Origin of the sequence: Micromonospora sp. URMC 103 (genome assembly GCF_051386435.1) — a bacterium.
Taxonomy (GTDB): Bacteria; Actinomycetota; Actinomycetes; order Mycobacteriales; family Micromonosporaceae; genus Micromonospora.
In genome coordinates this window covers 413,230-428,379 of record NZ_JBPQTR010000003.1, presented here as the reverse complement: position 1 = coordinate 428,379, position 15,150 = coordinate 413,230, and the positions used below count along the sequence as shown (strand labels likewise).

Sequence of the window (15,150 nt, the reverse complement as noted above, 5' to 3'; positions counted from 1 at the left end):
ACAGAGTTATCCACAGCTTGGCCGGTATCCACAACGGTTATCCACAGCACGAAAACGACTCTGAGTCTGATAAGGGTAAACAGTGACCGATTCCCCCGAGTCCACACCGAACGAGCCCGAGGCCGCCGAGGCCGCCGGCGCCGTGGTCGCGCACGACCGGATCGAACCGGTCGGGCTCGAGGTGGAGATGCAGCGCTCCTACCTCGACTACGCGATGAGCGTCATCGTCGGGCGCGCGCTGCCGGACGTCCGGGACGGGCTCAAGCCGGTCCACCGCAAGATCCTCTACGCGATGTTCGACTCCGGCTACCGGCCGGACCGCGGCTACGTGAAGTGCTCGCGCGTCGTCGGCGACGTCATGGGTCAGTTCCACCCCCACGGCGACTCGGCGATCTACGACGCGCTCGTGCGGATGGCGCAGCCCTGGTCGCTGCGCTACCCGCTGGTCGACGGCAACGGCAACTTCGGCTCGCCCGGCAACGACCCGGCCGCCGCCATGCGGTACACCGAGTGCAAGCTCGACCCGCTGGCCATGGAGATGCTGCGGGACATCGACGAGGACACCGTCGACCTGCAGGACAACTACGACGGGCGGGCCAAGGAGCCCACGATCCTGCCGTCGCGGATCCCGAACCTCCTGATCAACGGCTCCGAGGGCATCGCGGTCGGCATGGCCACGAAGATCCCGCCGCACAACCTGCGCGAGATCGGCGCGGCCGTGCAGTGGTGCCTGGAGCACCCGGACGCCGACGAGGCGACCACCCTCGAGGCGCTGCTCGGCATCGTCAAGGGTCCGGACTTCCCGACCCACGGCCTCATCGTCGGCACCGCCGCCATCCAGGACGCGTACCGGACCGGGCGGGGCTCGATCCGGATGCGCGCCGTCGTGGAGGTCGAGGAGGACCAGCGGGGCCGCGCCGCGCTGGTGGTCAGCGAGCTGCCCTACCAGGTCAACCCGGACAACCTCGCCGAGCGGATCGCCGAGCTGATCAAGGAGGGCAAGCTCGGCGGCATCGCGGACATCCGCGACGAGTCGTCGGGGCGTACGGGCATGCGGCTGGTGCTCGTGCTCAAGCGCGACGCGGTCGCCAAGGTGGTGCTCAACAACCTCTACAAGCACACCCAGCTCCAGGAGACCTTCGGCGCCAACATGCTGGCGCTGGTCGACGGGGTGCCGCGCACGCTCAACCTGGCCCAGTTCATCCGCTACTACGTCGACCACCAGGTCGAGGTCATCCGCCGGCGGACGGCGTACCGCCTGCGCAAGGCCGAGGAGCGCGCGCACATCCTGCGCGGTCTGGCCAAGGCCCTCGACGCCCTCGACGAGGTCATCGCCCTGATCCGGCGCTCGCCCACCGTCGAGGACGCCCGGCAGGGCCTGATCCGGCTGCTGGAGATCGACGAGATCCAGGCGACCGCGATCCTCGACATGCAGCTGCGCCGCCTCGCCGCGCTCGAGCGGCAGCGGATCCTGGACGACCTGACCAAGCTCGAGCTGGAAATCGCCGACCTCAAGGACATCCTCGCGAAGCCCGAGCGCCAGCGGCGGATCGTCTCCGAAGAGCTCGGCGAGATCGTCGCCAAGTGGGGCGACGACCGGCGTACGCAGATCGTGCCGTTCGACGGCGAGGTCTCCATGGAGGACCTCATCGCCCGCGAGGACGTCGTCGTGACGATCACCCGGACGGGGTACGCCAAGCGGACCAAGGTCGACCAGTACCGGTCTCAGCGCCGCGGCGGCAAGGGCGTGAGCGGTGCCTCGCTGCGCCAGGACGACATCGTCAGCCACTTCTTCGTCTGCTCGACACACGACTGGATCCTGTTCTTCACCAACAAGGGCAGGGTGTACCGGGCGAAGGCGTACGAGCTTCCGGAAGCCAGTAGGGTGGCCAAGGGCCAGCACGTGGCCAACCTGCTCGCGTTCCAACCGGACGAGCAGATCGCACAGATCATCGAAATCCCGAACTACCAGGTGGCTCCCTACCTGGTACTGGCCACGAAGAACGGCCTGGTGAAGAAGACGCGCCTCGAGGAGTTCGACTCCAACCGGTCCGGCGGCATCATCGCGATCAACCTGCGCGATGAGGACGAGCTGGTCGGTGCTGCCCTCGTGGGCCCGGAGGACGACCTGCTGCTGGTCTCCAAGAAGGCGCAGGCGATCCGGTTCAACGCCACCGACGAGGCGCTGCGGCCGATGGGCCGGGCCACCTCGGGCGTGATCGGGATGCGCTTCACCGAGGACGACGTGCTGCTGGCCATGGAGGTGGTCCGGCCCGGCATGGACGTCCTGGTGGCGACGAACGGGGGATACGCGAAACGTACCCCCATCGAGGAATACCCGGTGCAGGGCCGGGGAGGTAAGGGCGTGCTGACTGCGAAGATCACTGAGCGACGTGGTGGTCTGGTCGGCGCGGTGGTGATCGACCCGGACGACGAGCTGTTCGCGATCACCAGCAACGGTGGTGTCATCCGGACTCCGGTGAAGCCTGTACGCCGTACGCGTGACCGGAACACAATGGGGGTCAAGCTGATGGACCTTCCGGACGGCGTGACTATCGTGGCGATTGCTCGCAATGCCGACGAGCCTGACGAACAGGACTAGTTGAATGACGGAGACACAGGCGAAGTCGGGGAACACGGGGACCTCGGCCAACCCGGTCGATGAGGAGGCCGCAGGGGGCGGCACACCAGCGACCGGCCGCGCGGCCGTGGGCCGGGCAACGGTCCCCGCCGACGCGCCTGCCCCGAAATTCACCCGGGCCCCCGGGATGACTCCTCCGCCCGACAAGCCGACCGACGACGCGGGTTCCGGTGACAAGACGGAAGCCGTGCCGGCCGAGTCCGCCGCCGCTGCCGGGACGGCGGGCGGCGGCGCGGCCCGTCCGACCAGCACCCAGCAGATCCCGGTCCGGGCCGGCGTGTCCGTGGGTGGGACGACCGGCACCCAGCCACGGATCGGCGGTGCGGCGGACGCCACCCGCCCGGGTGCCGGCCGGACACCGAACGGCGGTGGCCTGCCACCGGGGATCGGCAACGCGGCCGCGGTGGGGGCCGCTCGGGTCGGTGACGCGGTACGCGCCGCGCGTACCTCGGTCAGCTCGGCCGCGTCCCGCGGACCCCGGCGGGCCCGGCTGAACCTGAAGCGCATCGACCCCTGGTCGGTGATGAAGTTCGCGTTCGCCGTCTCGGTGGTGCTCTTCATCGTGGTCGTGGTGGCCACCTCGGTGCTCTACCTCGCGCTCGACGCCATGGGCGTCTTCCAGAGCGTGAACGACAGCCTGACCGACCTGGTCAACGCCGGCGGTGGGCAGAGCACGGACGGCTTCCAGATCACCGCGAAGGGCGTGATCCTCAGCTCGGCCCTCATCGGCCTGGTCAACGTCGTGCTGTTCACGGCGCTGGCCACGCTCGGGGCGTTCGTCTACAACGTGTGCGCCGACCTGGTCGGCGGCATCGAGCTGACGCTCGCCGAGCGCGACTGAGACAACCGGACGCCGGGGCGCCGCGGAAAGCGGTCGCCCCGGCGTTCCGTACTCCGGTAGGTTCGACGCGACGGCGGCGCGCGGGCGCACCCCGATTTGGGGCGGCACCCGCGGATGGGTTAACCTTGCTCGTCGCATCGCGGGGCTATAGCTCAGTCGGTTAGAGCGCAGAGCTGATAACTCTGAGGTCGCTGGTTCGATTCCAGCTAGCCCCACCGCACGTCGTCCGACGGCAGCCGAGCGCGAGGGGTCGCCCCATGGTCAAGAAGCTTCTGATTCTGGTCGGCGTTGTCGGCGTGGCCGCCGTCGTGGCCAAGAGGATCAAGGCGTCCAACGACGAGCGCGCCCTCTGGCACGAGGCGACCACCGCCCCCGACCTGCGCTGAGGCGCTCCGCCTCGGCGGCCAGTAACACCGGCGGCAACGCCGCCCTCGGGGCCCTAGCTCAACTGGCAGAGCACTGCCTTTGCAAGGCAGGGGTTAGGGGTTCGAGTCCCCTGGGCTCCACCAGCACTTTCCTTGGTTGATCTCCGGTCCGGGTGCAGCCAATCGGTCACGCCGTGCCCTCCTCGCCGACATCCGGGCTTGTCGAGCGTGCTGGTCGTCGCATCGGTGCGGGCCTGCCGAGCACCCGCCCGACCCGGACCACAGGAGGCGACATGTCCGACGAGATCAGGCTCAGCGCGGTCACGCTGGACTGCCCGGACGCCGTCGGCTTGGCGGAGTTCTACGCCAGCATCACCGGCGGAACCCTGACACACGCCGGCGACGGCTGGGCCTGCGTGCTGAGCCCGGCCGGGCGGATCAACTTCCAGACGGTGCCCGGATACACGCCACCCGCCTGGCCCGACCCCACCTCGTCGATCATGATGCATCTCGACTTCATGGTCGTGGACCGGGACGCCGCCGAGGCCCGCGTGCTCGCTGCCGGAGCGACAAAGTACGACTTCCAGCCCAACAGCGAACAGTGTTACGTCTACGCAGACCCCGCTGGCCACCCGTTCTGCCTGACGACGTGGGAGGCCACGGCTACACCAACTCAGCTCGGCTGAGACGCGCGGCGACCCTGACGGAGGAACGCACGTGATCCACGCGGTCTTCTTCGACATCGGCGGGACGATCCTCGACGAGTCCCGCGAGTTCGGGACCTGGGCGGACTGGTTGGGCGTCCCACGGCACACGTTTTCGGCGGTCTTCGGCGCGGCGATCGCCCGGGGTCTGGACTGGCAGGAACCGTTCCGGGTCTTCCGGCCAGGGTTCGATCTCGCGGTCGAGCTCGAACGCCGAGCAGCCGCTGGCAAACCGGAGTCGTTCGGCGAAGAGGATCTCTACCCCGACGCGCGATCGTGCCTCGCCTCCTTGAAGGAGCAGGGCCTGTTCGTGGGTTTGGCCGGCAACCAGCCGGCGCATGCCGAGGGGATGCTCCGTGCTCTCGCCCTGCCCGTGGATGTGATCGGCACGTCGCACGGTTGGGGCGTGGCGAAACCGTCACCGGCCTTCTTCGCGCACGTCGTCCGGGAGGGCGGTGGTGACGCCTCGTCGATCCTGTACGTCGGCGACCGGCCGGACAACGATGTACGCCCGGCCGTCGAGGCCGGTATGAAGACCTGCCTGATCCGGCGCGGTCCGTGGGGCTACATCCTCGACATGCCGGCCGTGTCCGAGCAGTGCCTGTTCCGCATCGACTCGTTGGGCGAGCTCCCGAGTCTGGTGGCGAAGCACAACGCGGCAAGCGGCTAGTTCGCCGGCACCGCGGGTTACCGCCACCCGTACGGCCACGCTCGCCCACCCTGGTCGAGCCGGCCGTTTCCCCAGCTAGACGCCCATCTGCGTCCCGGGCCCGCCACGCTATCGTGCGTGGCGGGCCCGTCGTTTTTCTCCGGGTCGCGGTAAATGGATCGGGGCGCTGGTGCGTAAGCCGGGTGTGGAACGTGAACAGAAGGACTTCGCGGACTTCTACCAGCGCTCTCGGGACGACTGCCTGCGCGCCGTGCTGGCCGGTACGGGCGATCGCGCGTTGGCCGAGGACCTGGTCGCTGAGGCGTTTGCGCGGGCCTGGGCTTCCTGGCGGAAGGTGAGCCGGCATCCGGCCCCGGCGGCGTGGGTGGTGCGCACCGCCCTGAACCTCCGGGTGTCCTGGTGGCGGCGGCGCAGACGCGAGGTGGCCCTCGACGGCCACGACCGGGCGCAGCTCGCCGACGACGGGCTCGGCATGGACGACGCCCTGCTGACCGCCGTCCGCGGGCTGCCGAAGCGGCAGCGTGAGGTGGTCGTGTTGCGCATCTGGCTCGACCTGGACACCAAGGCCGTGGCCGAGGTGTTGGGCATTTCCGCCCGGACCGTGGCCGTCCATCTGTCCCGTGCCACCGCAACCCTGCGGGCGCAGCTCGTGCCCGTGGCCAGTTAGGAGATTGGACCATGAACGACGATGAGGTGTTGGGCGCGGTGAAGCAGACCCTTTCCGACGTACGGATGGATCGTCCGGTCGAGGCGATCGAGCAGCGCGGCCGGGCGCGGCGGCGCAACCGTGGCCTGTTCGGCGTGGCGGCCGGCGGTGGCCTCGCGGCGGTGGCCGCGCTCTCGCTGGCCCTGCCGATGGCCACCCAGCCGCCCGCCGCGGCCCCGGCCGGCGGCGGCACGGCCGGCGGCGGCACGACCACGATGGTGCCGGCCGGGTTCACGCTGGCCCAGCAGCCGGACAGCACGGTGAAGCTGACCCTGAACTACAAGAAGTTCCTGGATCCGGCGGGTCTGCAGACGGCGCTCACCGACGCGGGTATCCCCGCCGTCGTCAAGGCCCACGCCCTGTGCACGCCCAAGGGCGCGGAACTGCCGCAGGCCGACGAGGTCTACGGCACCGAGCGGATCGACGGGCCCGACGGGTCGCCCAAGGAGTACGTCCTCGTCATCACGCCGCGCGAGATGCCAAAGAACAGCCGCCTCTACTTCAGCGTCTTCAACGTGCGGGGAGGCGAGGAGTTCAACAAGGTCGGCCAGTTCCTCGTGTCGAACGACGACCCGATGAGCTGCCGGTCCGACGAGGAGTTCGTGCCCGGCTCCTGACCCCGTCGTAGGAGACCCGCGACGATGCGGATGACGGTCGGTGAGTGGGCCCGCTCATCGGCCGTCGGCGGCGCCGGCTCCACGGTCGTGGCGCCCGACGGGCCGCCGCGCCGGTGGCTCGCATCACGCAACCCCTCGGTACGGCACCTCCGTCTCTAGGGGTGCGCCGTCTGTGGCGTCATGCGATTGGGGACCCTCATGAAGACTCGTCGGCGACGCAACGACGGCGCGGGCCGAGCGAGCGGGTGCGGCCTGTCACGTCGCGGGCTGCTGGCTGTCGCGGCGCTGACCCTCACGGGCGGCGGCGTGGCGGAGGCGAGCGCCGTCTGGCGGCTGTCCGGCGGCGACGACGACGCGTCCACGCCCCGGACGGCGGGTCGGGGAGGTGCGGCCTCGCCCACGCCCAGTCCGACGCCCGACTACCTGGGGGCGGCCCGGAGGCGGGTCGCGGCGTACGTGGAGCGGGTCGGGAACGGCCACCTCACGGTGGCGGTGAAGGACCGGACGTCCGACGTCACGCTCACGGTCGGCACCACCCGCTTCCAGACGGCCAGCATCGTCAAGGTCGACATCCTGGCCGCCCTGCTGCTGCGGGCGCAGCAGCGGAACGACGAGATAACCGGGACCGATCGGCGCAACGCCAAGAAGATGATCACCGCGAGCGACAACGTCGCGGCGACCGCCCTGTACGGCCGGATCGGCCGGAAGCCGGGACTGACCTCGGCGAACAGGACGTTCGGCATGAAGGAGACCACGGCCAACACGTCGTGGGGGATGACCACGACCACCGCGGCCGACCAGATCCGTCTCCTCACCTCGCTGACGGACGAGAACGGCCCGCTGGACGAGGACAACCGGAGCTACCTCCTGGAGCTCATGAGCCAGGTCGACGAGGAGCAGGACTGGGGAGTTCCCGCCGCGGCCACCGCGGCGACCACCGGGGTGTACGTCAAGAACGGGTGGGACACGGTCTCCGCCGACGACGGTCTCTGGCAGGTCAACACGATCGGGCGGCTCGTCGAGCCGGGGCACGACTGGCTCGTGGCGGTGCTCTCCAACCACCACGAGACGCAGGCGGCCGGCGTCCGGATGGTCGAGACGGTGGCCAGGTACACCCTCGGCGAACTGCGGAAGATTCCCACGGCGGCGGCGTGAACGGTCGCCGTCGGACGGCGCGGCCAGCCGTCGTCCGACGGTTCAGTCGGTCGGCTGCCACGAACTCCGGGTCGGTGCCTAACCGGGCGCGGTAACGCTCGTACGCCGCCAGGCTCTCGAAACTGAACAGCACCTCGGCCCGGTGAAGGCCGGGTCGACGGCGGCGATCGTGCCACGATGCTCGGCATGTCTGGTCGCGCACTGAGTTTCGGAGCGGTGGCGCGGGCGTACGAACGGTTCCGGCCGGGCTATCCCGTGGCGCTTCTCGATTTGGTGACGGCGTACGCGGGTCGGCCGCTCCGGACCGCCCTCGAGATCGGCGCGGGGACGGGCAAGGCGACCCGGCTGTTCGCCCGGCCAGGCACCACGGTCACCGCGACGGACCCCGACGGCGCCATGCTCGCCGAGCTGCGGAGGCACGTGCCGGCGACCGTCCGGCCGGTGCGCGCCGCGTTCGAGGATCTGGGACCGGGCGAGCGGTACGAGCTGGTCTACGCGGCGGCGGCGCTGCACTGGACGGACCCGCGGGGGCGGTGGTCGCGGGTGGCCGCGCTGCTGGAGCCGGGCGGCGTGTTCGCCTCGTTCGGGGGACCGCTGCGGCTGGCCGACCCGGCCGTCGAGGAGGCGGTGCGCGCGGCGCGGGCGCCGTTCCTCGACACCGACGAGGTTCCGTCGCCGGACGGGACGCCGCCGGATCGGGAACTGCAGTGGCCGGGGTCGGAGCTCCAGCGGTCGGAGTGGTTCACCGATGTCCGGCAGGCCGTGATCGAGCGACGCCTCACATTGGGTGCGCGCGACTACGTGGGTCTTCTCTCGACCGTCTCGGCCTACCTCGAACTGCCGGCCCCCGAGCAGGAGCAGGTGTACGGCCGGATCGAGCGGGTGCTGCCCGGGACGGTCGAGGTCGACGCCGACATCACCGTCCACCTGGCCCGTCGGCGCCGCGACCTGTAGCGGTCGCCCCCGCTGCCCGCGCCATCTCCGCATGGCGCGGGCGGGCCGGGGTAGGAGAAACGGCAACAACCCCCGGAAGTGAGGTGTGTGCCATGCCGACCGCACGCGAGATCATGACCAACGACGTGACCTGCATCCATGAGCAGGACGACCTGCGTACCGCGGCCAAGCAGATGGCCCAGCTCGGCGTCGGCTCCCTGCCGATCTGCGGTGACGACAACCGGCTCAAGGGCATGCTGACCGACCGCGACATCGTCGTGAAGGTGCTGGCCGAGGGCCGTGACCCGGCCAACGTGACCGCCGGCGAGCTGGCCCAGGGCGAGGCGGTGACCATCGGCGCCGACGACGACGCGGCCGAGATCCTGCGGACGATGGGGCAGCACAAGGTACGCCGCCTGCCGGTGATCGACGGCCACCAGCTCGTCGGCATCGTGGCCGTCGCCGACGTGGCCCGTTCGCTGCCGGAGCGCCCGGTCGGCGACCTCATCGAGGCCATCTCCGAGCGCGCCTGACCGCCCCGACGCCCCACCGATCGCCGCCGCCGGCACCGGGCCGGGGCGGCGATCGGCGTACGGGTGTCGCGACGCCGGCCATTCCCGGGCTGCCCGTGGGGCAGCTCGACAGCGCCCGCGACGACCCGTCGACCGTGGGCCGGTCGCTCAGGCGGGCGGGGTCAGCGGCACCGTCTCGCCGCGCGCGATCGTCCGGACCTCCTGGACGACGCCCCGGCGGCGCGCCTCCTCCACGAAGTGCGCCAGGGGTGAGCGGAAGACCGTGTAGTCGTCGTAGTGGATGGGCACCGTGAGCTTCGGCCGGATCAGCTCCACGAGGTCGGTGCCCTGCCGTGCGTCCATCGTGAGCAGAATCCCGGCGACCTTCGTGCCGCCGAGGTGGATGAGCATCGCGTCGATGTCCGGGTACCGCTCGGGGATCTGCGCGAGCTGCGGCCGGTTCAGGGTGTCACCGGTGATGTAGAGGCGGAACTGCCGGGTGCCGCCGCGCAGGAGGTCGACCATCGTGCCCATCACGTCGGGTAGGAGCAGGTCGAGGGCACCGGGGCCGTGCTGGCCGGGCATCGACGTGAGCCGGAGGGTCTCGCCGTCCCGGTGCAGCTCGTGCGACTGCCAGGTGGGCAGCCCCTCGGCAGCCCGGAACCCCCAGCGGCGCAGCTTCCGTTGGGCCGCGGGCGTGGTGACGATCGGCAGCGCGCGGTCGAGTTCCCGGCGGGCCACCCGGTCGAAATGGTCGCCGTGCAGGTGGGAGAGGACCACCGCGTTCAGTGACGGAAGCTGGGCGATCCGCAGCGCCGGGTCGGTGCGGCGTCGCGACCACATCCCCTTGCCGAGGTACGCCCGCTGCCCGCGATGCAGGAAGTTCGGGTCGGTGAGCAGGGTGAACCCGCCGATGCGCAGCACCGTCGTGGCGGTACCGACGAACATGACCTCCGGCTGCTCTGCCAACGCGCCCACCTCCACGGGTTTCGGTACCCGGGAACGACCGCGCCATGCGGAGGATTCACCCCTTCGGCGCGTGGCCCCCGTGCTCGACGTCGGCCGGGCGCGTGGCCTGCGGCAGGCGTTCCACCAGCCGGCCCAGCGCGCCGTTGGCGAACGTGGCGCCGAACGCCGAACCGGCGGCGATCCCCCACCCGACCGGGCCGAGCGGCGTGCAGCCGAAGAACTGGCTGAGCCCGGGCGTCTGCACCACGGCGACCAGTGCGCCGAGTGAGGCCGCCGTGGAGGCGAGCACCGCGGGGCTCGTACCGCCGGCCAGCACGGTCTGGCCGAGCTGCGTACCGACGAGGGACACCAGCGCCACCGTGCCGGCGCGCCGGGGCGTACCGGTGTAGCGGGCCAACGTCCAGCCGGCGGTGGCGCCGAGGGTGGTGGCCGCGGCACGGAGGCCGATCTCCCGGTTCAACGTCTCGCCGAGCGACGTGTCGGGGCCCTCCCGCAGCAGGTCGTCGGCGTGGTCGGCGGCCGGCGGACGCACCGCGATGGCGAGGGCGGGAGCCAGATCGGTGAGCAGGTTGACCAGCAGGAGCTGGCGTCCGTTGATCGCCGACCGGCCGGTCGCCGCCGCCGTCAGGATGCTGAACGCGATCTCGCCGAGGTTGCCGCCCACCAGGATGCTGAGCGCGTGGCGTACCGACGACCACATGGCCCGTCCCTCGACGAGCGTCGCGATGATGGTCTCCAGCCGGTCGTCGGTGACCACCAGGTCGGCCGCGGCCCGGGCGGCCGGGGTGCCCCGCTGACCGAGCGCGATGCCCACGTCGGCCAGGCGGATCGCCGGAGCGTCGTTGGCGCCGTCCCCCGTCATGGCGACGGTACGGCCGCACTTCTGCAACGCCTGGATGATCCGTACCTTGTGGGCCGGCGTGCAGCGGGCCACGACGTCGGTGCGGGCCAGCCGCTCGGCGAGCGCCTCGTCGTCGAGCGGGTCGAGGTCGGTGGCGGTCACCACCCGCTGCTCGTCGTGCTCGGTGATGGTGGCGGCGATCGCCTCGGCGGTCGCCGGATGATCGCCGGTGATCATGATGGTGTGCACCCCGGCCTGCCGGATGCGGCGCACGGCGGGGGCCGCGCTCTTGCGTACGCCGTCGGCGAGGGCCAGGAAACCCACGAAGCTGAGGTCGCGGACCTGCTCGTCGGTGACCGTCCGGTCGGTCACCGGGCACTCGGCGACCGCCAGGATCCGGTGGCCGGCGCCGGCCCGGTCGGCGAGCAGTCGATACAGCTCGGCGCGGCCGGCGTCGTCCAGTGGCTGCTCCCGTCCGTCGACCCGGCGGGACGCGCAGCGGGGCAGCACCGACTCGGGAGCGCCCTTGACGCTCAGCAACAGGCCGTCCGCACCCTCGCCGACGCTCGCGTGATAACCCCGGGACGGCTCGAACGGCAGGCCACCGACCGCCCGCCAGCCCGCCGCGCCGGTCTGCTCGACCACGCCCGCGGCCGAGGCGCCCTGGAGGACGGCGCGGTCCGTCTGCTGGCTCAGCTCCTCGGGATTTGCGGCGCCCGGGGTGGCGCGCAGCGCCGCACCCAGGGTGAGCCGCAGGCGGTCGTCGAGGTGGTCGACCGCGGCGTACCGGGTGGCGTCGCCGTCGCCGACCCCGGCGAGCAGCAACTGTCCCTCGGTGAGGGTGCCGGTCTTGTCGAAGCAGAGCACGTCCACCCGGCCGAGCGCCTCGATCGTGCGCGGGTTGCGGACCAGCGCGCCGTGGTCGGCCAGCCGCCGGGCCGCGGCCAGCTGCGCGGCGCTGACGAGGAACGGCAGCCCTTCCGGCACCGACGCCACGGCCAGGTTCGCGGCGGTCGCGGCGGTCTGCGCCAGCGGCACGCCCCGGAGCAGACCGGCGCCGGCCACGGCCACCGCCGATCCGGCCGCGAGCGGGATGGCGGCTCGGGTCAGCCGGCCGAGTCGAGCCTCCACCCCGCCGGACGGGGGCGCCTGCCGGGCCAGCGCGAGACTGCGACCGGCCTCCGTCTCGGCGCCGGTAGCCACCACCACGGCGGTGCCGTGCCCGGCGGCGATCGTCGTGCCCTCGTAGACCATGGAGTGGCGTTCCGCGACGGCGGCGGCCACCACCGGGTCCGCGCTCTTGCCCACCGGCAGCGACTCGCCCGTGAGGGAGGACTCGTCCGCCTCCAGACCCACCGCCTCGATGACCCGGCAGTCCGCGGGCACCGCGTCCCCGGGCTCCAGCTGGATGACGTCGCCCGGTACGAGGTCGTCGGCCGCCATCACCCGGTCCGTGCCGTCGCGCCGCACTCGGGCGGTGACCGCCGAACGGGACAGCAGCTCTGCGAGAGAGCGCTCCGTGTTGCGCTGGTGCACCGCGCCGATCAGCGCCGATCCGCCGACCACCCCGCCCACGAGGGCGGCATCCACGAGCGAGCCGAACGCCGCGGACAGCACGGCGCCGGCCGCCAGAACGGGGGTGAGCGGATTGGACAGCTCGTCGACGAAGGCGCGGAGCAGCCCGCCCGTCTGGGCGTCGCCGCCCCCTCCGGTGTGTCGTCGCTGCGCCTCGCCGCTGGTCAACCCGTCCGGCGTGGTGTCGAGCCGGTCGAGGACTGTCGACACCGGCATCAGGTGCCAGGCGGTGACGACCGGTGCCGGCGTGTCGTCCGGCTTGGGCAGCCGGCTGGCCCGCCACACGCCGTTGCCGAAGGCCAACGCCGCCGCGCCGTTCACGGCGAGCAGGCTCCGGTTGGGCAGTTGCTCGGGTGCGGCGGTGAACGCGTTGAGCGCACCGAGGCCGGTCCCGGCCATCGCGAGGCGGATGCTCTGCCGCGTGTTCCGCCGTGCCACCCCGACCGCCCCGATGAGCAGCGCCGCCACCCGCAGGTCGGTGCCGACCAGCAGGTGGGCGCCCCACGGCGGCAGGTCGTCGGGGCCGTAGATCCCGAGACCGCAGTCAGAGGCGCCGAGCGCCGCCCGGTCTCCCGAGACGAGCATCACGACGGCGCCGTCGCGCTGCAGCGAGCGGACCGACTCGGCGAGCCGGTCGCCGCCGGGCAGGACGGCGTCGGCGAAGCCGTGCCGCCGCTCGTCGTCACCGGCCACCAGAAGCCGCAACCCGGCGTGCCGGGCCGCGGCGGGCAGCCCGTCGACGCCCGGCGCCGGTTCGGCGTCCACCCGCAGCAGGGCCGCGAGGGTGCCCCCCGTGGCGAGTCCCAGCAGTCGACCGCGCTCGGCGCGGAGCCGCGCGCTGTGGTCGGTGTCGCCCGGGTCGTCGGCGTCCAGCCGGTCCAGCGGGCCGATCCGCCAGCCGTCGGCCTCGTGCAGGCGGTCCGGGTCCTCGGGGTCGAACAGGGCGAACGCCCGCTCGGCCACCTGCCCGATGTCCGCGCCCGGCAGTGGCGCCAGGTCGGCGAGAACGCCACGGTCGGAGCCGAGCACGGCGGCGTCCAGCACGACGGTGTCGATCCGGTCGAGCTCGCGCAGGACGCCCCGGTCCATGGCGATCACACCGCGGCGGGCCAGGATCCGGCCGAGTTGGGCGCCGAACCCCTCGCGGCCACTCCCCGGCGCCTTGGGCAGCGCGGAGAGTCCGAGCGCCGCCGCCCGCTTCCTCCCGACCACCGGCAGGGCGCCCGCCGTCGCCGCCGCGCCGGCCGCGATCATCCGGATCGCGTACCGCTCGAGCGGGCTGTCCGGCTTCGGGCGGGGACGCTCGGCCACCGGCCACCGGGCCACGGCCCGCTCCGGGTCGCCGGTCAGCCGGGGCTCGGCCTTCTCCCACACGATGAGCTGGGCCCGGTCCTCGCCCCACTGCACGATCCGTTGCGCGCCGTCGAGGACGATCCCGGCCCAGCCGCCCGTGAGGCCCTGCACCACCGCCTCGGCGAGCGGGAAGATCAGGTCGGCGCGCGGGTCGGCGCGCAGCCCGCGACCGGCCAGGGCGTGCAGTCGCGGGTGCATGTCCACGGCACCGAGCAGACCCGCGACCTCCCCGGGGACCGGCGTGAACGGCAGGATCCGGGTGGCTGCGGAGATGGCCAGGCCCAGCGCGTCCGAGGCGAGCGCGCCCAGCGTCCGCGGGGTGCGGGGGCCCTCCTCGGGTGGATGCGGCGGGGGCACCTCCGGGTCCGGCTCGTACGGGCAGGTCCGCTCGACCCGGGCGATCGTCGCGATCAGGTCGCGCAGCTTCGGCTCCGGCGACTCGACGGCCACCACCACCCGGCCGGACGGCGCGTTCACCCGGGCCCAGGCCACGCCGGGCATGCCCTCCAGCGCCCTCTCGACCTGCCGGGCCAGGGCGTCCCCGCCGTCCTGGCACACACCGTGCACCTCGATGTGGTGCCGGCCGGGCCGGGACCAGACCCGGCGGTTGGCGAGCCCGGCGAAGCGGGCCAGTCGCGACGCGGCGGAGCCGACGGTCCGCGAGGCCTCCCCCACCAGCTGCGGTACGCCGACCGGCGGCAGGAGCCGGGCGGCGACGCGGCCCGCCGCCGTCATCGAGGGCTGCGGCCGGACGAGTACCGGCCAGACTCCCCGGTGCCGACGACCCTGCCGTACGCCATCTCGCCTCCCACTCGTTCGCGTCCGGCGGCCTGGCTTCCCGGCGTACCGTCCGTTATGCCCCCCGAGCGGCGCGACTTTCCGCCGTCGGCGGCGCATGGACCGGATCGGTCGTGGAAAGCGGCGGCTGTCAGGCGTCGATCGGGGGAGGCCGGAATGAGCACACTGACCCGACACCTCAACGGAGCGCGCGAGACCGTCCAGATGTACTCCCGCCGCGTCCAGGTGCCGATGCTGGGCGAGGTCGCGGTCCCACCCGCCGACAAGCTCGCCTACTACGCGGGGCTCGGGCTGCTCGCCGCGTTCCAGGTCATCGAGTGGCCGATGGCCCTGGTGATCACCGCCGGGCACCTCCTCGCCGACCAGCACTTCTCGGGACTCGTGAAGGGCATCGGCGAGGCGTTCCAGACGGCGTGACGAGAGCCGGGTCACCCCCGGTTGACCTGAATCGGGGTTGAGGTCGCAGGCTG

At 72.3% G+C, this 15,150-nt stretch carries 13 protein-coding genes and 2 tRNA genes; 13 read left to right on the top strand and 2 right to left on the bottom strand.

Going from position 1 to position 15,150, the window contains the following annotated elements; genetic code table 11:
* Positions 1–82 precede the first annotated feature (82 nt).
* The 12 genes from gyrA to ACSNOA_RS02365 all read left to right on the top strand — a co-directional run bounded on the left by gyrA (position 83) and on the right by ACSNOA_RS02365 (position 9,165).
* Positions 83–2,602, top strand: coding sequence for a DNA gyrase subunit A (gene gyrA, locus ACSNOA_RS02420; protein ID WP_436655751.1), 2,520 nt, complete (start codon positions 83–85; stop codon positions 2,600–2,602).
* A 4-nt stretch (positions 2,603–2,606) separates the two neighbouring features.
* A complete protein-coding gene (locus ACSNOA_RS02415; RefSeq protein ID WP_436655749.1) occupies positions 2,607–3,482 on the top strand; it encodes a DUF3566 domain-containing protein in 876 nt (291 codons plus the stop codon).
* 141 nt (positions 3,483–3,623) lie between these two features.
* A tRNA-Ile gene (locus tag ACSNOA_RS02410) sits at positions 3,624–3,697 on the top strand.
* A 42-nt stretch (positions 3,698–3,739) separates the two neighbouring features.
* Positions 3,740–3,868 (top strand): DLW-39 family protein, encoded by a 129-nt coding sequence (locus ACSNOA_RS02405; RefSeq protein WP_436655747.1) that lies wholly within the window; start codon positions 3,740–3,742, stop codon positions 3,866–3,868.
* 47 nt (positions 3,869–3,915) lie between these two features.
* A tRNA-Ala gene (locus tag ACSNOA_RS02400) sits at positions 3,916–3,991 on the top strand.
* 149 nt (positions 3,992–4,140) lie between these two features.
* The gene (locus ACSNOA_RS02395; RefSeq protein ID WP_436655745.1) at positions 4,141–4,533 is read left to right on the top strand and encodes a VOC family protein; all 393 of its coding nucleotides are present in this window, start codon (positions 4,141–4,143) and stop codon (positions 4,531–4,533) included.
* 31 nt (positions 4,534–4,564) lie between these two features.
* Positions 4,565–5,221, top strand: coding sequence for an HAD family hydrolase (locus tag ACSNOA_RS02390; RefSeq protein WP_436655743.1), 657 nt, complete (start codon positions 4,565–4,567; stop codon positions 5,219–5,221).
* A 169-nt stretch (positions 5,222–5,390) separates the two neighbouring features.
* Positions 5,391–5,888: a sigma-70 family RNA polymerase sigma factor gene (locus ACSNOA_RS02385; protein ID WP_436655741.1), complete on the top strand. Its 498-nt coding sequence runs from the start codon at positions 5,391–5,393 to the stop codon at positions 5,886–5,888.
* 11 nt (positions 5,889–5,899) lie between these two features.
* Positions 5,900–6,544 carry a hypothetical protein gene (locus tag ACSNOA_RS02380; RefSeq protein ID WP_436655739.1) on the top strand — a complete coding sequence of 215 codons (645 nt, stop codon included), beginning with the start codon at positions 5,900–5,902 and terminating at the stop codon, positions 6,542–6,544.
* Between the two features lie 198 nt (positions 6,545–6,742).
* Positions 6,743–7,699 carry a serine hydrolase gene (locus ACSNOA_RS02375; RefSeq protein ID WP_436655737.1) on the top strand — a complete coding sequence of 319 codons (957 nt, stop codon included), beginning with the start codon at positions 6,743–6,745 and terminating at the stop codon, positions 7,697–7,699.
* A 186-nt stretch (positions 7,700–7,885) separates the two neighbouring features.
* Positions 7,886–8,653: a class I SAM-dependent methyltransferase gene (locus ACSNOA_RS02370; protein WP_436655735.1), complete on the top strand. Its 768-nt coding sequence runs from the start codon at positions 7,886–7,888 to the stop codon at positions 8,651–8,653.
* Between the two features lie 92 nt (positions 8,654–8,745).
* On the top strand, positions 8,746–9,165 hold the full coding sequence (locus tag ACSNOA_RS02365) for a CBS domain-containing protein (RefSeq protein WP_436655733.1): 420 nt from the start codon (positions 8,746–8,748) through the stop codon (positions 9,163–9,165).
* A 147-nt stretch (positions 9,166–9,312) separates the two neighbouring features.
* On the opposite strand, the gene ACSNOA_RS02360 is transcribed toward ACSNOA_RS02365, so the two are convergent.
* Together ACSNOA_RS02360 and ACSNOA_RS02355 are read right to left on the bottom strand one after the other, a co-directional pair.
* Positions 9,313–10,122: an MBL fold metallo-hydrolase gene (locus ACSNOA_RS02360; protein ID WP_436655731.1), complete on the bottom strand. Its 810-nt coding sequence runs from the start codon at positions 10,120–10,122 to the stop codon at positions 9,313–9,315.
* Positions 10,123–10,168: 46 nt separating this feature from the next.
* A complete protein-coding gene (locus tag ACSNOA_RS02355; RefSeq protein ID WP_436655729.1) occupies positions 10,169–14,617 on the bottom strand; it encodes an HAD-IC family P-type ATPase in 4,449 nt (1,482 codons plus the stop codon).
* 219 nt (positions 14,618–14,836) lie between these two features.
* Between ACSNOA_RS02355 and ACSNOA_RS02350 the strand changes: the two genes are divergently transcribed.
* The gene (locus tag ACSNOA_RS02350) at positions 14,837–15,097 is read left to right on the top strand and encodes a hypothetical protein (protein ID WP_436655727.1); all 261 of its coding nucleotides are present in this window, start codon (positions 14,837–14,839) and stop codon (positions 15,095–15,097) included.
* Positions 15,098–15,150 lie beyond the last annotated feature (53 nt).